The sequence below is a fragment of the Pseudomonas sp. ARP3 genome (assembly GCF_001029595.1).
GTDB lineage: Bacteria > Pseudomonadota > Gammaproteobacteria > Pseudomonadales > Pseudomonadaceae > Aquipseudomonas > Aquipseudomonas rhodesiae.
The window spans coordinates 21,501-41,708 of sequence record NZ_LEKF01000015.1 but is presented as its reverse complement, the minus strand read 5'-3'; the positions used below and the strand labels follow the sequence as shown (position 1 = coordinate 41,708).

Genomic DNA, 20,208 nt, shown 5'->3' with positions numbered 1-20,208 from the left:
TGAAACATTCTCCCGGGCGCTGCGATCTACTGTGGCCCCACCTGAGGCTGTTCATGAAAATTCCACGCCCCTCCGCTCGCATGCCGCACCTGACTCAACTGCGCAATCTGAAGATGGCGCGCTCGGCTCACGCCTATGTGCGCGGCAGCACCGTACAGTTTTACGAGTGGCTGCACAGCCTGCCGGGGCGCCGCTTGCCCCATGGACCGGCGATCTGGATCTGCGGCGACTGCCACGCCGGCAACCTGGGCCCGACCGGCGACAACAACGGCCGTATCGACATGCATATCCGCGACCTCGACCAAACGGTGATCGGCAACCCAGCCCATGATCTGGTGCGCCTGGCCCTGTCCCTGGCCACCGCCGCGCGGGGTTCGGACCTGCCAGGTGTGACCACTGCGCGCATGCTCGAAGAAATGATGCTGGGTTACGAGCAAGCCTTCAAAGACAAGCCGGATGAAGCCCCGCCGCGCCCCTCCCAGGTCAAGGCCGGCATGCGCAGCGCAGTGGCGCGCACCTGGAAGAATCTGGCGCGGGAACGGATCGAAAGCGTGCGGCCGACGATCCCCTTGGGCAAACACTTCTGGTCGCTGTCGCGCGCGGAAAAAAGCGCGTTGGAGCACGTCTGCGCCTCGGATGACATTCAACAGTTGGTCACCTCGCTCAAAGGTCGGCCAAAGGATGCCAAGGTTGAACTGCTGGACTCCGCGTATTGGGTAAAAGGCTGCAGTTCCCTTGGCCTGATGCGCTATGCGGTATTGCTCGGCGTGGGTGACAAAGATGATCAGGAATACTGCCTGATCGATATCAAGGAAGCCGTGGGCGCAGCCGCACCTCGAGCGCCGCGGGCGAAGATGCCTCGGGACAATGGTCGTCGCGTGGTCGAAGGCGCACGCCATCTATCGCCAGGATTGGGCGAGCGCATGGTGGCGACGCGTTTTCTGGATCACGGCTTTTTTATCCGGGAACTGCTGCCCCAGGACATGAAGTTGGAGCTGGATGAACTGAGCGAAACCGATGCCATGCACGCTGCCGGTTATCTGGCCCGCGTAGTCGGCATCGCCCACGCCCGCCAGATGGATCGCGCCACCCGCAAAGCATGGATGGCAGTGCTCCAGGAAAACCGCACCCGACAACTGGATGCGCCGTCATGGCTATGGACGAGCGTGGTGCAACTGGTGGGCAGCCATGAACAAGGCTACCTCAACCATTGCCGGCGATATGCTCTGGAACACTGATCCTCAGCGTGCCGTGATGAGCAGGGCAAGCCTGCTCATCACAAGCGTTGCATGTGCTAGCTTTCGGCAGGCAGCCCCCGCTGACAGTCGATCTCACGCCAGGTATTTGCGAAACCACCCCAAGGTGCGCTCCCACGCCAGGTTCGCCGCCGCTTCGTCATAGCGCGGTGTCGAATCGTTGTGAAACCCATGGTTGGCGCCCTGGTAGATATACGCCTCATAGGTCGTCCCGGCCGCTTTCAACGCTTGCTCATAGGCCGGCCAGCCTTCGTTGATTCGCGTGTCCAGCTCGCCGAAGTGCAGCATGATCGGCGCCTTGATAAGCGCGACGTCCTTGGCGTCCGGTTGGCGCCCGTAGAACGACACCGCCGCGCCCAGGTCGGGGTAGGCCACCGCCGCCGCATTGGTCACGCCGCCGCCGTAGCAGAAACCGGTGATGCCGACTTTGCCGGTGCTGCTGTCTTGTTTCATCAGCCAGTCGATGGCGGCGAAGAAGTCGTTCATCAGTCGGGTCGGGTCGATTTTCTCTTGCAGCGCTTTGCCTTTTTCGTCATTGCCGGGGTAGCCGCCGACCGATGTGAGACCGTCCGGCGCCAGGGCGATGAAACCGGCCTTGGCCAGGCGTCGCGCCACGTCTTCGATATAAGGGTTCAAGCCGCGGTTTTCATGCACCACCACCACCGCCGGCAGTTTGCCGCTGGCATTGGCCGGGCGCACCAGATAGCCGCGTACCGTGCCGTGGCCTTGGGGCGAGGGGTAGGTGATGTAGTCGGCGACGATGGCCGGGTCAGTGAATTTCACCTGTTCGGCCAGGGCATAGTTGGGGCTAAGCGCCGCCAGCAGCGCCGATGCGGTCAGCCCGCCCAAGGTGAACAGCGCGGCGCGGTCGAGAAATTCGCGGCGGTTGATCGTGCCGTGGGCATAGCCGTCATAGAGTTCCAGCAGTTCGGGAGCGAAGTCTTTGGCGGTCAGACGTTCCATTAGTGCAGTCCTCAATAAGCGATGGCAGTGAGGGTAGCCCAGGTTCAGTCGTTGCGACCGTGGGCAGCGGCAGCCAATTGGCCGGTATCGACGCGCACGAACACCGAATCACCGATGGCCGTGAGCACATCGCCGGCGTACACCTCGCAGATTACCTGGGTTTTGCGCCCGACTTCGCCCTCGACCCGCGCACGCAACGTCAGCGGCACGCCCATGGGGGTGGGCTTGATGAATTTGATACCCAGGTTGCCGGTGACGCAGTCGATACGCGGCAGGCTGCCGGGTTCGCGCTGTTCGGCCTGATAGTGATAGGCCATGGCGGTCCAGTTGGAGTGGCAGTCCACCAGCATGGCGATCAGGCCGCCATAGACCAGGTCCGGCCAGCCGCAATAGCGAGCGTCGGGCTGATGCTCGGCGATCACATGGATGCGGTCTTCGTCCCAGCGGCTCTTGATGTGCAGACCATGGGGGTTGCTGCTGCCGCAGCCGTAGCAGACGCCTTCCGGCGCGGTAGTGTCCTGCAGTGAAGGGGCGTGCATGTCGCATCCTTTTATTCTGTGGCGATAGCTCTGTTTAGCAGGACAAACGACGAATGGGAACAGAACGCTGAGCTAATGGTGCTGTTGCGCGACGACGGATCACCGCGCAAAGCGCCTGGCGCCCGCCACACATGCGATCACCATGAGCGTCACCAGCAGCATGCCCAGGCTGACCTGTTCATGCAGCAACCCAGCCGCCAGCGCCAGGCCGAAGAACGGTTGCAGCAACTGCAACTGGCCGACAGCCGCAATACCGCCCTGGGCGAGGCCGCGATACCAGAATACGAAGCCGATCAGCATGCTGAACAACGCCACGTAGCCCAGGCTCAGCCACGCCGACAGGCTGATCCCGGAGACGCTCGACGGCGCCAGTAAAAGGCTCAGCGGCGCCACCACTGGCAGTGCCACCACCAGTGCCCAACAGATCACCTGCCAACCGCCGAGGCTGCGCGACAGCGTGGCGCCCTCGGCATACCCCAGGCCGCACACCAGCACCGCCAGCAGCATCAGCAAATCGCCGGCCGGAGCGGCGGTCAGGCCCTGCGACCAGGCGTAACCCACCACCAATGCGCTGCCCAGCAGCGAAAACAACCAGAACACCGGGCGCGGCCGCTCCCCACCGCGCCACACCGCAAACACCGCAGTGGCCAGCGGCAACAAGCCGATAAACACGATGGAGTGGGCGGAGGTCACGTATTGCAACGCCATGGCGGTGAGCAGGGGGAAACCGATCACCACGCCCAGCGAGACGATCGCCAGAGGCAGCCACTGCTGGCGGGTGGGGCGTTTCTCCTTGAATACCCGTAGCAGCAACACCGCCAGCAGCGCGGCGAGGGTGGCGCGGATCATGGTCAGGAACACTGGATCGAATTCCATCACCGCCAGGCGCGTGGCCGGCAGTGAACCACTGAAGATCACCACGCCGATAAAACCGTTGATCCAGCCCTGGGTGCGGGTGTGCGGGGTGTCGAGGGAACGTTCCATGAGGTCTGCCTGAAAAAGAGAAGTTGCGTGGGCGTCATCCTAGGAGCGAGGATTGGGACAATCAAAAAATTGTCATGGATACAGCCGCCATGCCGCGAGCCCGTTACAAACTGCTGGTCGACCGCTTCGCCCACGCCATCCGCTCAGGTGCGTTGGCGCCCGGAACCCGGCTGCCTACGCACCGTCAGTTGGCCGCCGAACATGGCTTGGCGCTGGCAACGGCGAGCCGCGTGTACACTGAGTTGGAGGCCATGGGCCTGGTCAGTGGCGAAACGGGACGGGGCACTTTTGTCCGTGAAATCGCCTTGCCACCGGGGCAGGGCAGTGGGCAGATGAACGTGGCGGCGGGCCTGCTCGATCTGAATTTCAACTATCCGTCCTTGCCCGGCCAGGCTGATTTGCTGCGCACGGCTCTGCGCCAATTGGCGCTGTCCGGCGACCTGGAAGCATTACTGCGTTACCAGCCCCACGCCGGCCGTATACATGAGCGCGCCGCCGTCGCTCGGCACTTGCTTAGTCGCGGTTTAACGGTGGCGGCCGAACAGGTGCTGGTGGTCAGCGGTGCGCAACATGGCCTGGCGGTGACCATGATGGCGCTGCTCAAACCGGGCGATGTGATTGCCGTCGATGCGCTGACGTACTCGGGGTTCAAGGTGCTGGCCGAAACCCTGCATCTGGAAATCCTTGCCCTGCCGGTCACCGCCTACGGTCCGGACCTGGACGCTCTGCAACAGTTGTGTCGCCGCCGCCCGGTGCGCGCGGTGTACAGCATGCCGACCCTGCATAACCCACTCGGTTGGGTGATGGACCTGGCGCAGCGCGAGCGGTTGGTGGACATCGCCCGCCAGCACAATCTGATGATCATCGAGGATGCGGCCTACGCGTTTCTCGCCGAAGACGCACCGCCGCCGGTTGCCAGCCTGGCGCCGGAGCGCACGGTATATGTCGGCGGGTTATCCAAGAGTGTCGCTACCGGTTTGCGCGTTGGATTTGTCGCGGCACCGCCGGCGTGGGTCGGCGCGCTGGAGCGCAGGGTGATGGCCACGACCTGGAATGTGCCCGGCATCATGAGCGCCATCGCCGTGGGCTGGCTCGAAGACGGCACTGTGGCGCAGTTGGAAGCGCAAAAGCGCGAGGACGCCAAGGCGCGGCAGGCGTTGGCGGCACAGGTGCTCAAGGGGTTGGATTACACCTGTCATCCGTCTTCGTATTTTTTGTGGTTACCGCTGGCCGAAGATGCCCGTGCCGATCAAGTGGCAATGGCTTTGCAGCGCCAGGGCGTGTCGGTGTCCACCGCCGAGCCGTTCGCGGTCTCGACCCATGTGCCCCATGCGCTGCGCCTGGCCCTGGGGTCGGTGGACATGCCGGCGCTGCGCGAGGCGTTGCTCAAGGTGCGCAACATCGTCGCGTGGTGAGCCGCGCTGGGCTCACCGGGTGCGTCAGAACTTGAACGCTTGGCGACCGATCAGCAGCCAGTGGCCTTTTTGCTTCTGCCAAACCTGGAAGTTTTCGATATCGGTCGGCACCTCAACGCCACTGTTCACCGCTTGGGCGTGAAAGTGGTTGCGTACCAGTGCCGTATCGCCGTTCAAGGTGATGGTCTGCTTCTGCATTTCCAGGGTCTTGAAGCCGCTGCGGCCGGTTTCGATGTCGGCGATAAATTCCTGTTTGTTCTGGATCTTGCCGCTGGAGTGGCCGTAGGTCAGCTTCTCGGCGGTGAGGGCCTGCAATTGCTTGATGTCTTTATGCAGCATGGCTTGGGTCAGGTGGTCGACGGCTTGGGCTACATCCTGGTCGTCGGCGGCAGGGCCGGCGGCGACGTAGCCGCTGAACAGACATAGAAAGCCGATCAGCACTTTGATGTTTTGCATGGAGAGGTCCTTATTCTTATGGAGGCGAGACGACGATTAAGTCGTCGTACAACCATGCAATAAATCAGCTTGGGATGGAAAGTAAAATTTGGGTTATCTAGAGAAATAGAGAGATGTATGAGGGGATTTATTTATGTGACGTCCTAACAGTGGGTGTCGAAAGGTTTTCAGGGCTTGGTGCTTTCCTGTGCGGACCGCGCACCGTTATGCTAGCGCCTTAATATCACTCAGCCGAGATTCAAAATGGACATTGACTGGCATCGTGACGTTCTCACCCGCGCCACCCCCATCACCGCGCAATACAAAAGCACCCAGAACGTTCGGCGTTTTATGCGTGATCAGTGTGGGCCGACGTTTAAGTTCGACCGGGCCTTTATGGCGTGGCTTCGTAACGGCGAACCCAGCACCTTGGGCGACGTAGCCGATCAGTGGTGTCGTTTGCACGATGTGAACAGGTCGGCGCTTGAGAACCGATGATCGCCCAGGCAATCGTGGTTCTGCTGGACTTTGGAGCGTACCTGGCGCCAGGCCTTTTGTTATTCGGCTTGTGGTTCGCGCTCACCCCCAGAACGCTGGTGGCTATGCGCATCCTGATTCTGCTGGCGGCATTTGTGCTGATGCGCGATGCAATGACGCCGCTGCGCATGTGGGCCCTTGGCAGCGAGATGCAGATCGCGTTCAGCGCGAACCCGGTCGTGCTCGCGACGTTAGGCGGGCTGTCGTTGCTGCTGATCGCAGGCCTTGCGCGCGTGGCCCCGCAGTTGTGGGCACTGGTGGTGTGGTACCGAGGAACCCGCTTAACGGGGTTGTTGATGGGGTTGGCGGTGGGATGTCTGATCGGCGTGCCATTGCGTGCCTACCAAGGGATCGACGCCCAACAGATCCCAGGCTATTGGCTGTGGTTGCCGGGCATGATCGTGTTGGCTTACGGCGCCAACGCGTTGGAGGAAGTGCTGTTTCGCGGTTTTTTACAGGGCCACCTGGAGCAGCAGGTCGAGCCGATTCGTGCGGCCTTGATCAGCGGCGTGGCCTTCGCCGCGTGCCATAGTTTCCTGGCCCTTAGCGTGACCCAACTGGGATGGCCGGTGCTGCTGTTTACCCTTGTGGAAGGGTTGGCCTGTGCCCTGGTGCGCATGCGTTATGGGGTAGTGCCTGCAACCACCTGCCATGGCACGGCAATCCTGCTGATTGCCGTGCCCTACGTGGCCTGACGTGAAATGCGTTCGAGGCATCGAACCCGTTAGTGTGTGTTCAGTGGTGGGGTGCGCGGCGGGATCAGGCGTTTGCTGCCGGTTGCTTCATAGGCCGAGGCGAGGCGCAGTAACGCCGAGTCATCGTACGCCCGCCCGGCAAATGTCAGCCCCACCGGCATGCCGATATCCGCCATCACGCCCATCGGCACGGTGACGGTGGGCACGCCCAGGTGGCGGATGGCGAGGTTGCCGTTAGCCACCCAGATGCCGTTGCTCCAGGCGATGTCGGCGCTGGTTTCGTTGACATCCGCGTCCGCCGGGCCAACGTCGGCCACGGTGGGGAACAGCACCGCGTCGAGGCCGAGGTTGTCCATCCAGTCTTCCAAGTCGATGCGCCGGGTTTGTTCCAGGCCGCGCAGGCCGTCGGGCACGCTGGCGATTTCATTCCATGGCGTGATGCCGCGCTGGGCCATGCGTACGTACTCGTCCATGCCGGCGGCGAGGTCGTCTTCGCGGTTGGGCAAGGTGCCGGGGTCGTGGGGGAAGATCTGCGGGCCATCTACGTCCGCCAGGCGGTTGAGTGCCGGGTCGTTATTGGCCCGCAGGAAATCGTCAAAGGCCCAGGCGGAAAGCTCCCACAGTTCATCGTGCAGGAACTGCTTGGACACCAGGCCACGGGTAAACACTGTGGGTGCGCCCGGGCGGTCGCCTTCGCAGTTGGAGACCAGCGGGAAATCCACCTCGACCACTTCCGCGCCGGCGGCTTCCAAGGCTTGGCGCGCGGCCTGCCATAGATCGATCACGCTGGCACGGGTGTGGATCTTCTGCCCGGTCGGGCCACCGATGCCGGGTTTTTCGCTGGTGCCGGCGTCCGGGTCGGCATTGATGTACATGCGCGGCACGCCAAAGCGCTTGCCGGCCAGGTCCGACGGGCTGGCGGCCAATTGTGCGTAGGACGCTGGGCGCACCGAGGCGACGCTGGGGATCGGCACCCAGGGTTGCAGGCGCCACAGGTCGCCACGGGTATCGGGGTCTTCGGCGACCACCACATCAAGCACTTCCAGGAGGTCAGCCATGGTGCGCGCAAACGGCACCACCACGTCCATGGTTGGGGTCAACGGCCAGTTGCCGCGCACCGAAATCACCCCACGGGAAGGCGTGTATGCGCACAGGCCATTGTTGGAGGCCGGGCCGCGGCCGCTCGACCAGGTTTCTTCAGCCAGGCCGAACGCGGCGAAACTGGCTGCTGTCGCGGTGCCGGCGCCATTGGACGAACCGGAGGCGAACGGCGCGGTGAGGTAGTCAGCGTTGTAGGGGCTTTCAGCGCGGCCGTACACACCGCGCTGCATGCCGCCATTGGCCATCGGCGGCATATTGGTCTTGCCCAGGCAGATCGCCCCCCCGGCGCGCAGGCGTTCGATGGTGAACGCGTCGCGATAGGCCACTAACTTGGCGAACGCCGGGCTGCCGGAGGCCGCTGTCAGGCCTTTGACCAGGTAACTGTCCTTGGCCGTGTAAGGAATGCCATCCAGCGGTCCGAGTGTTTCGCCCTTGGCCCGGCGCGCATCGGACGCCTGGGCCTCTTCCAGAGCCTGGGGATTGCGTACCACCACAGCGTTAAGTGCGGTAGCCGTTTGCGGGCCGTCATAGGCATCGATCCGCGCCAGGTAAGCCTTGACCAGTTCAACGGCAGTGGTCTGGCCGGATTCAAGCGCCGCGCGCAGTTGGGCAATGGAAACTTCGGTAACTTGCATCACGTTTTTTCGCCGCCTTCAGATGGGAGGTATGGCGGCAGTCTACGGACAGATATTTCACAAAACCAGCGCGGAATAGTGCGCATAGGCGCCGCGCATTACTTCCCAAGTGTGCGCATCGGCGGGGATCAGGTGTTCGATGCGTAAGGAGGTGAGGGTAATGTCCTGGGGCATGCCGAAGGTGGTGAAGGTCGATAGAAAGTTCAACCCGCCCCGACGCGAACGGATGCGCGTCAACACCAGCGGCGGCATAGACGCTGGCAATTCGGTGACGTCCGGCGCCGGCAAACCGTCCAGCACCGCGGCCAACCCCGGGTTACCCATTGCTTCACGACTGGCGCGTTGCCAAGCCACGTTGCGGATCTCTTCGGCATTGATCAAGTGGTCGCCCAGGCCGCCCGGTTGTAGCAGGGTGGCCAGCAGGTTCAGGCCGTCAGTGGCTGGGGGCGCGATCCCGACCAGTTCAAACAACACTCCGGTGCTTGCATTGGCGGCCAGTACCTCCCAATGACTGCCTAACAGGATCGCCGGCGCGGGGTTGTTGGCGTGCAGCACATGGCTGACGGCTTCGCGAATCGCCGCCATGCCGGGCGCGGCAAGCGGGGTGGCGTTGTAGCGAGGTGCGTAGCCGGCGGCCAGGAACACGCGGTTGCACTGCTCCAGCGGTACGTCCAGCGCGGTCAGCAGGTTATGCAAAGTGCCGGGGCTGGCTTTGGCGCGACCGGTTTCGACGCAACTGAGATGGCGCTGGGACACTCCGGTGATCAGCGCCAGTTCCAACTGGCTTAGCTTGGCGCGGCGGCGTAATTGGCGCAGCTGTGCGCCGGCAGTCAACGGGGTGTCCATGGACAATTCATGACCTCCTTGGTCATTGCGAGGAGCGTCACCTTATCACTAGGGTAATGCTCGATCACATCAAGGAGCAGACCATGCACAAACCTTTCACTGCCCTCGCCGCGTTGCTGGGGTTTTCCCTGTATACCCTTGTGATTCTGCTCACTGCCGAGCAATCGCTATGGGCTTTTGGCCGGGAACTGCTGTCGCGCCCGGACACGGCGCAGGTGGTTATTGACCTGTACTTGATGGCGGTGCTGGCGTGCGTGTGGATGTATCGCGATACGCGTCGGCGTGGGCGGCCGATGATGTCGGTGCTGCCGTACTGGCTGCTGACGGCGGTATTCGTATCGGTGGGGCCGTTGTTGTATCTCGTGGTGAAGGGTTTTACTCCGCCGGCGCGCAGATAGCTCCGGTCTGGCAGATGCTGCTTGCGGTAGCGAACAGGCTCAGCACAACAGTCGGCGCTTCAAGCGCCAGCCCCCGTCCCACTCACCAACTGAATCCGGTCACGCCCACCTCGCTTGGATTCATACAGCGTGGCATCCCCCTGTTCGATCAACGCCGCCAGGCTGGCCGGTGGTTGCTCGAAGAGCAGGGCACCGATGCTCAGCGTGACCGGTTGCGGCGTGGCGAAGTGTTGGCCGGCCAGTTGCTGGAATTGCCCGCGCAGGCGGTTGCCCAGGTCGACGACCCGCTCGGCGCTGGTGGCGTTGAGCAGGATGACGAATTCATCGCCGCCCAGGCGCGCGGCGAGGGCGCCGTCGGGGGTGACGCTGCGGATCATTTCGCTCAATGCTATCAACAGCCGGTCACCGGCGGTGTGGCCGTGCAAGTCGTTGACGCCTTTGAAATGATCGATGTCGATCAGCAGCAACGCCCCCGGTTGCGCCGCCGAGGCCTGGGCCAGCAGGCGTGGTGCGCGCAGGTCGAGGGCGCGGCGGTTGTAGAGGGCGGTGAGTGGGTCGCGGGCGGCGAGGCGGGCGATGTGCTGTTCGCGGCGGTAGCGTTCCGAGCCGGTCATGGACAACGCGATCAGCATGATCGCCATGGCGCCTTCCACCAGCGACACCTGGATGATTTCGCCCTTGAACGCCGCCAGGTCGATCAACGTGCCGGGGATCACCACCGACACGGCCTTGGCCACGTAGAAGGCGCCATGAATCAGCAGCACATAGCGCAGTTGCACCGCACCGACACTCAGGGATTTGCCATGGGGACGCAGCAGGAAACTGGCGCGCAAGGTCGGCAAGGCCACCAACAGCGACTGCACCGCCAACATGGCTTTGGACCACGGCAGGTCGGCCGGGAGCATCAGCATGCCAAGCCACACCACCAGCATCAGTGCCCAAAGCGGTGAAAGGCGCACCTGGGTGAACCGCGCCACCCCGAGCAAAAACAGAAAATGTGCGCTCACCAGCAAACCGTTGGCGAACCAGATGCCGATCACCAGGTAGCCGTTTATGCGCAGCAGCGCCAGGGTGGAGCCGACGGTGATGGTGGCGAAACCGGCGCTCCAATACAGCAAGGACGGTTCGCGCACACTGCGCCATTCAATCAACAGGTAAAGCGCAGCCGCGGCCGCCAGGGCGACGGTCAGTGCCAGAATCGTGGGAGGGTCGAGCGTCATATCGTGCAGAACTGCCTGGTGTGCGTTTAAACGCGAATTGTAAGCGCACACACAGGTTTTTCAGAACACAAACCGTAATGGCATACCGCCATCCGATGGCCGGCGGTCAGACCCCTTTGGTCGACGGCAGCAACACCGTGAGTATCCCCACCAGCGGCAGGAACGAGCACAGCTTGTAGACGTATTCGATACCGTGGTTATCCGCCAGCAGGCCGAGCAAGGCTGCGCCGATCCCACTGAAGCCGAACATCAGGCCAAAGAAGATACCGGCGATCATGCCCACATTGCCCGGCACCAGTTCCTGGGCGAACACCACGATGGCCGAGAACGCCGAGGCCAGGATAAAGCCGATCACCACGCTGAGCACGGCGGTCCAGAACAGGTCGACGTAGGGCAGGGCCAAGGTGAACGGCGCGGCGCCGAGGATCGAGAACCAGATGACCTTCTTACGCCCGATGCGGTCGCCGATCGGCCCGCCGAAGAACGTGCCCGCCGCCACCGCGCCGAGGAACAGGAACAGGTACAACTGGGAGTTGGCCACCGACAGCTGGAATTTTTCGATCAGGTAGAAGGTGAAGTAGCTGGTCAGGCTGGACATGTAGAAGTACTTGGAAAACACCAGTACCGCCAACACCACCAAAGCGAAGGTCACGCGGCCTTTGGACAGACCATGGGTGGCCTGGCTGCCTTGCTTGAGCTTGAACAAGTTGAGGTGGTTGCGGTACCAGCGGCTCAAGCCATACAGCACACCGATGGCGAATACGGCAAACAGGCCGAACCAGGCGATATGGTCCTGGCCGTAGGGGATGATAATCGCGGCCGCCAGCAGCGGGCCGAATGCGCTGCCGGTATTGCCGCCGACTTGGAAGGTCGATTGCGCCAGGCCGTAGCGCCCGCCCGAGGCCAGGCGCGCGACGCGCGAGGTTTCCGGGTGAAAGGTTGATGAGCCTACGCCTACCAGGCCGGCGGCGAGCAGGATTGCAGGGAAGCTGCCGACAAACGCCAGCAGCAGGATGCCGACCAAGGTGCATACCATGCCGGCCGGTAGCAGCCATGGCTTGGGATGCCGGTCGGTGTGGTAGCCGATCCACGGCTGCAACAGCGACGCGGTGAGTTGGAAGGTGAGGGTGATCATGCCCACCTGGGTAAAGCTCAGCCCATAGTTGGCCTTGAGCATCGGGTAGATCGACGGCAGCACGGCCTGGATCAGGTCATTGATCAAGTGCGCCAGGGCGCACGCGCCAATAACGCGCAACACCAGTGGGCTGGCTTGGGGTGGGCTTGAGGCGGCGGCAGGTGAGGCGGTCAGGGTCGACATGCAGGCATTCCATACAAGGCAGCAAACAGTGAAAGCGGGCAGCGGTGCTATGAACCGCTGCTCCATATCTAGACGCGGTGTTTATGCTAGATTCGGCGCAAATGCCTGTCTCGCGAAATTGGGGCAGCAATCATCGCAAAAAGGGCGAAATGATCAAATCACTGGATACATTCTTGCGGGAGATCGATGAAGGCGACTGGGCCGTCATCAGTTCGGCCACCGACTACCCGGAAAACTGGGTGATCCCCGACCACAGTCATGAGAAGCACCAACTGCTGTACGCCACCGAGGGCGTGATGGTCGTGCGTTCGGCGCACAACCAGTGGACGGTACCGCCCCATCGCGGTTTCTGGATGCCCAGCGGCCACGTTCACTCCCTGCGCTGTGTGGGCGCGCTGAAAATGCGCAGCGTATTCGTGCGCCCCGGCAGCTTCCCGAATTTGCCGAGCGAGACCAAAGCGGTGAGCATCTCACCACTGCTGAGCGAGCTGATCAAGGCATCGGTCAGCCTTAAACCGCCGTACGCCGAGGATTCGCGGGATGCGCGCATCATGCACCTGATTCTGGATGAACTGGCCCTGTTACCGGCCTTGCCGCTGTCGCTGCCGCAGCCGGCCGATTCGCGTATCCAGCAGATCTGCGCGGCCTGGCAACACGATCCGGGCGATGCATCCACCGTGGCCGACTGGAGCGCGCGCCTGGCGCTGGACCAGAAAACCATCCAGCGTCTGTTCCGCAAGGACACCGGCATGACCTTCGGCCAATGGCGCCAACAGGCGCGCCTGTTGTTGGCGTTGGAGCGCATCGCGCTGGGCGAGAAGATTATCGACGTGGCCCTGACGCTGGGCTACGAAAGCCCCAGCGCCTTTACCAGCATGTTCAAAAAGCAATTCGGCAAGACGCCGAGTCAGTTTTTCACCTAGCTCGGCGGGTCAGCCCAGCAAACCATGGAACGCAGTGATATCCAGCGGGCGGCTCAGGTAGTAGCCCTGGCCTTCGTCGCAGGCCACCGATTTAAGCATCGCCAAGTGCTCGGCGGTCTCGATGCCTTCGGCGGTCACCGTCAACGACAGCGCGCGACCCAGGCCGACGATGGCCTGAATAATGGCTTTATCGTCCTCGCTTTCTTCCAGACGATTGAGGAAGCTGCGGTCGATCTTCAGCCCGTCGAACGGGAACGCGCGCAGGTAGCTGAGGGACGAATAGCCGGTGCCGAAATCATCCATGGCGATGCGCACGCCGAGCTGCTTGAGGGCGTGCATCACCTCCAGCGCAACGGCGGCATCTTCGAGCATCACGCTCTCGGTAATTTCGAGCTCGACCCGCGCCGGGTCGATCCCCGACGCCTGCAACGCCAGGCTCACGCGTTCCACCAGGTTGCCGCGCCGGAACTCGGTGGGCGACAGGTTGACCGACACAAACAACAGGTCGGGCCAGCGCGCAGCATAGGCGCAGGCGGTTTCCAAGACCCAGTCGCTCAGCGCCAGGATCAGCCCGGACTCTTCGGCAATCGGAATAAACGTGTCCGGCGCGATCAGGCCGCGCACCGGGTGCTGCCAGCGCACCAGGGCTTCGGCCCCGACCATTTGCCCGTCGGCGATGCGATAGCGCGGCTGGAAGTGCAAACGCAGTTCTGCATGCTTGATCGCGAACCGCAGATCGCTTTCCAGGCGGCGCCGCTCGATGATCCGCGTGTTCATTTCGCCGGAATAAAAGCGCCAAGTACTGCGCCCGGCGGACTTGGCTTCGTACAGCGCGATATCTGCATAGCGCAGCAGTTCGGTAACGTCTTTGGCGTCGTTGGGCGCCAGCGCGATGCCGATGCTGGCGCTGATAAACACTTCCTGCTCATCGATACGCACGGCTTGTTCGATGGAGGCAATCAGGCGCCGGCACAGGTTCTCGACTTCGTCCTGGTTGCCGGCATCGCTGAGGATCAGCACGAATTCGTCACCGCCGACCCTGGCCACCAAGTCGCCGTGGCGCACGCAATCGGCCAGGCGCCGGGATACTTCGTTGAGCACCCGGTCGCCGGCGGCATGCCCCAGCAGGTCGTTGACCGGTTTGAAGCGGTCCAGGTCGAGGCTGAGCATTACCAGCGGGTGGTCAGGCGACGGCAGGGTCTTGAGCTTGCCATTGAGGAAGGCTTGCAGCCGCGTGCGGTTGGCCAGCCCGGTGAGGGCGTCGTGTTGGGACAGGAACTCGATGCGCCGCCGGGCCTCGACCTCTTCGGTGACGTCGGTGGCGGTGCCACGGAAGCCGCCGCAAGGCATTTGTCGCGCGGCCAGGCGCGTCATGCGTTCCTGGCCCTGAGCGTCTAGGTAACGACACTGCACGCTGAGGTCTGGATGCCGGTCCGGGCTGCCCAGCCATTGCGAGAGCACGCCGGCCTCGGAGCCAAGCAGGTCGAGCATGGGCGCGCCGATCCAGGCGTGACGGTCCAGGCCGGTGACGCTCTGAAAACGTTCCGACAGGTAGGTGAACCGCCAGTGGCCATCGATCTCCCAGACCCAATCGGAACTGGCCTCCACCACATCGCGAAATCGCGCTTCGCTGGTGGCCAAGGCATTCTGGCTGTCTTGCAGCGAGGCGTGGCTGGCGTCCAGCGCCTGCGCCGCCGCCGTGGCCCGGCGGGAAATCACCCAGGCCATCAGACACACCAGCAGCGCCGCCAGGCCCAGCAGCGGCAGACCGACCGCCATCAGCCGCAGGCCGGGGCGCTCCGGCTCCCAATGCAGGCTGCCGGCGTCGCCGTTGTTACCCAGGGGCACCAGCAACACATTGCCGATGTCGTCAGGCGTGGCGATGTGCAGATTGTGAATGCCGAACTCATTGCCGATCAGGGCCAGTTTGTCGGCGGTGAGCAGGTCTACAAACACCAGTACAGAAGGCTTTCGGCCGTCTTTTTCCACGGTGGGGTCGGTGCCGGGGGTAATCGCCGCAGCGGCTATCAGTGTTGGGGTGCCACGCACATTTATAAACCGCGTCACCGGGATTTCTTCATCGGCGCCGGTGCGGGCCTGTTCCAGAATCTGGGCCATAGGCTGCTCCAGCCATTGGCTCAGTTCGAGGTGTTGCATCTGGCCCTCGACCACCGCATACACCGTGCGGTCTGCATCGTCGACCACAAACAGCCCCTGGAAGCCGAAGTCCTGATACAGCGTCGGCCCGACGTTTTCACGCACGAAGGCCCAATCGGTGTCTACCGTGACGTGCAGGTTCTTGTAGGCATCGCTCCAGAACGCATAGTCCTTGACGGTCAGGCGCAGGGACTTCTCCATCGATTGCACGGCTTTGCGCGTATAAAAAGCGCTTTCCGACTGTTCGGTGTGGTCCAGATCGTGGGCGATGTACACCAGCGAGTAAGCCGCCGCCGCGAATACACAGGCCAGCAAGGCCATGAAATTGAGCAGTGACGTGCGGGTCAGCGACAGGCTGGTGCGGGTGGACAGGGTACGGACGATAGGGGCGAGAGTATTCGGCATTATTTCCCGCAGAGCGTCGCTGCAAGTCATGGATATGACAGGCTATCGGCGCCCTCGGCGAAATATTTAGCCGCTCAGGCGCAGCTTCGACTAGCGCTCATGGGCCGTCAGGTTGGCGAAGAAGATGCAGCCGATCAGGCGGGCAAACAGGCTAAGGGTTTCGGCCAGGTTGGGGTCGTCGAACAGCATCGCCTTGGAGTCCAGCGCACACAGCGCACCGAACAGGCGGCCATCGGGTAGGAAGATGGGCGTGCCGGCGTAACTTTCGATGGCGTACTGCTTGACCACCGGGCGCGCGGCGAAGCGGCCGTTCTGGCTGACCTGGGGAATGAACAGGGTCTGCGGGTTGATGCAGAACTCGCTGCACAGGGTGGTTTCCAGATCGAGCACGTCGTCCGGGTGGATGCCCATGTCGAAAGGGTCATGCACCGAGCACACGACCCATTCCAGGTCGGTGAATTTGGCGATGCCGGCAAAGCGCATGCCGGTCAGGCGGGTGACGAGTTGCAGGATGCTGGTAGTGGCTTCGATTTCGGCGATGGCGGCGCGTTCTTCTGGGCTGAGCAATGACAGTGGTGCGGTGACGCTGGAAAGCATGCTGAACACTCCAAAGGCGCGGTGGCTGGGGCCACCGCGCGCGGACAGGTCTTAGTTGATACGAGGATGCTGTTGCACCAGGTTTTCGCGCTTGGCTTCTAGTTCGGCGATCTCGGCGTCGATATCTTCGATCTTCTGCTCGATATTGTCATGGTGTTCTTGCAGCAGCTCCTTGGCTTCTTCCATGTCCGAGGCCGCCGGTGCCGCGCCGCGCAGGGGGCGGTTAGCGGTCTCTTTCATGGTCACCCCGGTGATCAGGCCGACCACTGCAAACGCCATCAAGTAGTAGGCGGGCATGTACAGGTCATTGGTGGTTTCCACCAGCCAGGCGACGGCGGTCGGGGTCAAGCCGGCGATCAGCACCGAGACGTTAAAGGCGCTGGCTAGAGCGCTATAGCGCAGGTGCGTAGGGAACATCGCCGGCAATGTCGACGCCATCACGCCGATAAAGAAGTTCAGCACAACGGCCAGGATCAGCAGGCCGGCGAAGATCAGCCCGATCTTGCCGCTGGTGATCAGCATAAAGGCTGGAATGGCCAGCAACAGCAAACCTACGCTGCCGGCAATGATGAACGGCTTGCGGCCGATTTTGTCACTGACAAAACCGATGAACGGTTGCACGAACAGCATGCCGACCATGATTGCGATGATGATCAATACACCGCTGTTTTCTTTGTAGTGCAGGTTGTGGGACAGGTAGCTCGGCATGTAGGTGAGCAGCATGTAGTACGTCACGTTGGTGGCCGCCACAATGCCGATGCAGGTCAACAGGCTGCGCCAATGCTTGGTGGCGACTTCCTTGAACGACACTTTCGGGCCGTGGGACAGACCTTCGCGGTCGCCTTGTTCGAGGGTGTCCATGTGTTGCTGGAACGCCGGGGTTTCTTCCAGCGCGTGGCGCAGGTAAAGGCCGATGATGCCCAGGGGCAGGGCGAGGAAGAACGGCAGGCGCCAGCCCCAGGATTCAAACTGTTCTTCGCCGAGGATGCTGGAAATCAGCACCACCACACCCGCGCCGAGCACGAAACCGGCGATGGAACCGAAGTCCAGCCAACTGCCGAGAAAGCCGCGCTTGCGGTCCGGCGCATACTCGGCAACAAAGATCGACGCGCCGGTGTATTCACCGCCTACCGAGAAACCTTGGGCCATTTTGCACAGCAGCAACAGGATCGGCGCCCAGATACCGATGGTGGCGTAGCCGGGGATCAGACCGATGGCGAAGGTACTCAGCGACATGATCACGATGGTCGCCGCCAGCACCTTCTGTCGTCCGTATTTGTCCCCCAGGGCGCCGAAGAACAGGCCACCCAAAGGACGGATCAGGAACGGCACCGAGAAGGTAGCCAGTGCGGCAATCATTTGCACACTGGGCGAAGCGTCCGGGAAAAACACCTTGCCCAGCACATAGGCGACAAACCCGTAGACGCCAAAGTCGAACCATTCCATGGCGTTACCCAGTGCAGCGGCGGTGATCGCCTTGCGCATCTTGGTGTCATCGACAATGGTGATGTCATTCAATCCGATGGGATTGACGCTTTTCTTACGTGATTTCATGCGGATCACTCTAAAACAGAACAGGGGAGGTGCTATCACTGCGACAGCACCGCTCTGTCAATTCAGATACAAGTGCATGCGAAATAATTCACCGCTATTTGGGTTTTTTTATGGATGAGGTCGGCGGCCTTACCCCTCAGCAGCAGGCACCGAATGCCCCGCTGCGAGTCAGGCCGTAACAGTGTGCAGGGATTATTCGCGATCTTCGGCGACCCTGTTGAACCCCGCGGCGCTATGCAGCAGGGGGTCATATACACGCCACACTCATTTGTGGTGAGCAGGCTTGCCCTGCGCTGGGCTGCGAAGCGGCCCCACTTCAGACTCTGTGGTTTTATCGGGCACACCGAGGGGCTTGGTTTTGGGGCCGCTTCGCAGCCCAGAGCGGGGCAAGCCCGCTCACCACAAAAATCGCATTTTCTCAGGTTATGTTTCACCGAGGATGTGTGGATACCGATGCTCGGATAAGGGCATATCAGAGGCGCAGAGGCTGACACATAACGTTGTGGTGAGCAGGCTTGCCCTGCGCTGGGCTGCGCAGCAGACCCTCGACAGCACACCGCGTTTCTCCCGCTGGCGATGCCCAAGGCGTCCGCAACCCTGAGAATCGCCTAAACAGGTTGAAACGGTGATTATCAGCCTCGTCATCATATGACTTTGCCTGCGCGAGACCGACTCCTCTACCCGCAAAACCACGTTGACAGCATCCACACGGCCCGATATAAAAGTCGCAGTTGTACGACGACATATGACGTTACATATGTCCTATCTAACAAAAATAAAAAGTGATGCCATGAATCTAAGCGAGCCCATCAACGCCCATCGTGTCGGCCAGGCCGTCGGCAACTATCGTTGGACCATCTGCGCGATGTTGTTTTTCGCCACCACCGTCAACTACCTCGATCGCCAGGTGCTGAGCCTTCTGGCCCCGCAGTTGTCGACGCAGTTCGGCTGGAGCAATACCGATTACGCCAACATCGCCGCCGTGTTCCAGTTCGTGTACGCGATTTCGATGCTCTTCGCCGGGCGCTTCGTCGATAAGATCGGCACAAAGGCCGCTTACGTGATTGCCATCGGCATCTGGTCCACCGGCGCGATCATGCATGCGTTTTCCGTGCCGATGGGCGAGGGCATCGCCGCTATCAGCGGTGCTATCGGCCTGGCAGTGATCCCGGTGTCGATCGCCGGTTTTATGCTGTCCCGCGCGGTACTGGCCATTGGCGAGGCGGGTAATTTCCCGATTGCGATCAAAGCCACTGCCGAATACTTCCCCAAGAAAGAACGCTCCCTAGCCACTGGTATCTTCAACTCCGGTGCCAACGTCGGTGCGATCCTGGCGCCGATCTGCGTGCCGCTGATCGCCGGTTTGTGGGGCTGGGAAGCGACATTCATGGTGATCGGTATGCTCGGTTTCGTGTGGGTGGCGGTCTGGGTCGGGCTGTACAAAAAGCCTGAGGATCAGAAGCGCCTTTCGGCCGAGGAGTTGGGTTACATCCGTAGCGACCAGACCGTGCAGCCGTTCGCCACTGCACCGGCCACTGGCAAAAAAGTCTCGTGGTTCAGGTTGCTCACCTACCGCCAGACCTGGGCCTTTGCCTTCGGCAAGTTCATGACCGACGGCGTGTGGTGGTTCTTCCTGTTCTGGCTGCCCACCTACCTGGCGGCGCAATACGGCATGAAAGGCGCCGATATCGTGATGCCCCTGGCCGTGCTGTACAGCATGACCATGGTCGGCAGCATCGGCGGCGGCTGGTTCCCCAGCTACTTTATGGCCCGTGGCGACGCGCCTTATGACGGCCGCATGAAGGCCATGCTGGTGATCGCACTGTTCCCGCTGGTGGTGTTGCTGGCGCAGCCTTTGGGCTATATCAGCTTCTGGGTGCCGGTGCTGTTGATCGGCGTGGGCGCCTCGGCGCACCAGGCATGGTCGTGCAATATCTTCACCACGGTTTCCGACATGTTCCCGCAAAAGACCGTGGCCTCCGTGGTCGGTATCGGCGGCATGGCCGGTGGGCTGGGTGGGGTGGTGATGACCAAGATCGGCGGCTGGGTGTTCGACTATTACAAGTCCATCAATGACATCCACACCGGCTACATGATCATGTTCGCGATCTGCGCCCTGGCTTACCTCACCGCTTGGAGCGTGATGAAAGCGCTGGTGCCGCGCCACAAGGAAATCACTGACCTGTAAGTGAACCTGCCGGAGCGATCGGACCGCTCCGGCAGTGCGCGA

General features: G+C 62.0%; 18 protein-coding genes. 7 read left to right on the top strand and 11 right to left on the bottom strand.

What is annotated here, in order from left to right:
• Positions 1-53 precede the first annotated feature (53 nt).
• A complete protein-coding gene (locus ABX75_RS17550) occupies positions 54-1,238 on the top strand; it encodes a DUF2252 family protein (RefSeq protein WP_034098185.1) in 1,185 nt (394 codons plus the stop codon).
• Between the two features lie 93 nt (positions 1,239-1,331).
• Here ABX75_RS17550 and yghX read toward each other — a convergent pair whose 3' ends face one another.
• The 3 genes from yghX to ABX75_RS17535 all read right to left on the bottom strand — a co-directional run bounded on the left by yghX (position 1,332) and on the right by ABX75_RS17535 (position 3,742).
• Positions 1,332-2,219, bottom strand: coding sequence for a YghX family hydrolase (yghX, locus tag ABX75_RS17545; protein ID WP_047882348.1), 888 nt, complete (start codon positions 2,217-2,219; stop codon positions 1,332-1,334).
• Positions 2,220-2,263: 44 nt separating this feature from the next.
• On the bottom strand, positions 2,264-2,758 hold the full coding sequence (locus ABX75_RS17540; protein ID WP_047882347.1) for a PaaI family thioesterase: 495 nt from the start codon (positions 2,756-2,758) through the stop codon (positions 2,264-2,266).
• 99 nt (positions 2,759-2,857) lie between these two features.
• Positions 2,858-3,742, bottom strand: coding sequence for a DMT family transporter (locus ABX75_RS17535; RefSeq protein ID WP_047882346.1), 885 nt, complete (start codon positions 3,740-3,742; stop codon positions 2,858-2,860).
• A gap of 89 nt (positions 3,743-3,831) precedes the next feature.
• Between ABX75_RS17535 and ABX75_RS17530 the strand changes: the two genes are divergently transcribed.
• Positions 3,832-5,157 (top strand): PLP-dependent aminotransferase family protein, encoded by a 1,326-nt coding sequence (locus ABX75_RS17530; protein ID WP_047882345.1) that lies wholly within the window; start codon positions 3,832-3,834, stop codon positions 5,155-5,157.
• A 24-nt stretch (positions 5,158-5,181) separates the two neighbouring features.
• Here the strand turns inward: ABX75_RS17530 and ABX75_RS17525 are convergent, their stop codons facing one another.
• Positions 5,182-5,613, bottom strand: coding sequence for a nuclear transport factor 2 family protein (locus tag ABX75_RS17525; RefSeq protein ID WP_034113885.1), 432 nt, complete (start codon positions 5,611-5,613; stop codon positions 5,182-5,184).
• Positions 5,614-5,856: 243 nt separating this feature from the next.
• On the opposite strand from ABX75_RS17525, the gene ABX75_RS29735 reads away from it, so the two are divergent.
• Both ABX75_RS29735 and ABX75_RS17515 read left to right on the top strand, forming a co-directional pair.
• Positions 5,857-6,090, top strand: a complete 234-nt coding sequence (locus ABX75_RS29735; protein ID WP_047882344.1) for a DUF6434 domain-containing protein — start codon at positions 5,857-5,859, stop codon at positions 6,088-6,090.
• Positions 6,087-6,824 carry a CPBP family intramembrane glutamic endopeptidase gene (locus ABX75_RS17515; RefSeq protein ID WP_047882343.1) on the top strand — a complete coding sequence of 246 codons (738 nt, stop codon included), beginning with the start codon at positions 6,087-6,089 and terminating at the stop codon, positions 6,822-6,824. The genes ABX75_RS29735 and ABX75_RS17515 overlap by 4 nt, the downstream gene beginning before the upstream one ends.
• Before the next feature lie 29 nt (positions 6,825-6,853).
• Here the strand turns inward: ABX75_RS17515 and ABX75_RS17510 are convergent, their stop codons facing one another.
• Complete coding sequence (locus ABX75_RS17510; RefSeq protein ID WP_034098168.1) at positions 6,854-8,563, bottom strand: amidase; 1,710 nt, start codon at positions 8,561-8,563, stop codon at positions 6,854-6,856.
• Between the two features lie 54 nt (positions 8,564-8,617).
• Positions 8,618-9,406, bottom strand: a complete 789-nt coding sequence (locus tag ABX75_RS17505; protein WP_047882342.1) for a helix-turn-helix domain-containing protein — start codon at positions 9,404-9,406, stop codon at positions 8,618-8,620.
• Positions 9,407-9,489: 83 nt separating this feature from the next.
• On the opposite strand from ABX75_RS17505, the gene ABX75_RS17500 reads away from it, so the two are divergent.
• The gene (locus ABX75_RS17500) at positions 9,490-9,804 is read left to right on the top strand and encodes a DUF2834 domain-containing protein (protein WP_034113880.1); all 315 of its coding nucleotides are present in this window, start codon (positions 9,490-9,492) and stop codon (positions 9,802-9,804) included.
• A 59-nt stretch (positions 9,805-9,863) separates the two neighbouring features.
• Here the strand turns inward: ABX75_RS17500 and ABX75_RS17495 are convergent, their stop codons facing one another.
• Positions 9,864-11,024, bottom strand: coding sequence for a GGDEF domain-containing protein (locus tag ABX75_RS17495; RefSeq protein ID WP_034098163.1), 1,161 nt, complete (start codon positions 11,022-11,024; stop codon positions 9,864-9,866).
• A 106-nt stretch (positions 11,025-11,130) separates the two neighbouring features.
• Positions 11,131-12,342 carry an MFS transporter gene (locus tag ABX75_RS17490; protein WP_034098162.1) on the bottom strand — a complete coding sequence of 404 codons (1,212 nt, stop codon included), beginning with the start codon at positions 12,340-12,342 and terminating at the stop codon, positions 11,131-11,133.
• 101 nt (positions 12,343-12,443) lie between these two features.
• On the opposite strand from ABX75_RS17490, the gene ABX75_RS17485 reads away from it, so the two are divergent.
• Positions 12,444-13,265, top strand: a complete 822-nt coding sequence (locus tag ABX75_RS17485; protein WP_034098160.1) for a helix-turn-helix domain-containing protein — start codon at positions 12,444-12,446, stop codon at positions 13,263-13,265.
• Positions 13,266-13,274: 9 nt separating this feature from the next.
• Here the strand turns inward: ABX75_RS17485 and ABX75_RS17480 are convergent, their stop codons facing one another.
• The 3 genes from ABX75_RS17480 to proP form a co-directional block, all read right to left on the bottom strand.
• Positions 13,275-15,827, bottom strand: a complete 2,553-nt coding sequence (locus ABX75_RS17480; RefSeq protein WP_047882341.1) for an EAL domain-containing protein — start codon at positions 15,825-15,827, stop codon at positions 13,275-13,277.
• 90 nt (positions 15,828-15,917) lie between these two features.
• A complete protein-coding gene (locus ABX75_RS17475) occupies positions 15,918-16,424 on the bottom strand; it encodes a GAF domain-containing protein (protein ID WP_034098156.1) in 507 nt (168 codons plus the stop codon).
• Positions 16,425-16,475: 51 nt separating this feature from the next.
• A complete protein-coding gene (proP, locus tag ABX75_RS17470) occupies positions 16,476-17,978 on the bottom strand; it encodes a glycine betaine/L-proline transporter ProP (protein WP_034098154.1) in 1,503 nt (500 codons plus the stop codon).
• 790 nt (positions 17,979-18,768) lie between these two features.
• Between proP and ABX75_RS17465 the strand changes: the two genes are divergently transcribed.
• The gene (locus ABX75_RS17465; RefSeq protein ID WP_047882340.1) at positions 18,769-20,166 is read left to right on the top strand and encodes an MFS transporter; all 1,398 of its coding nucleotides are present in this window, start codon (positions 18,769-18,771) and stop codon (positions 20,164-20,166) included.
• Positions 20,167-20,208 lie beyond the last annotated feature (42 nt).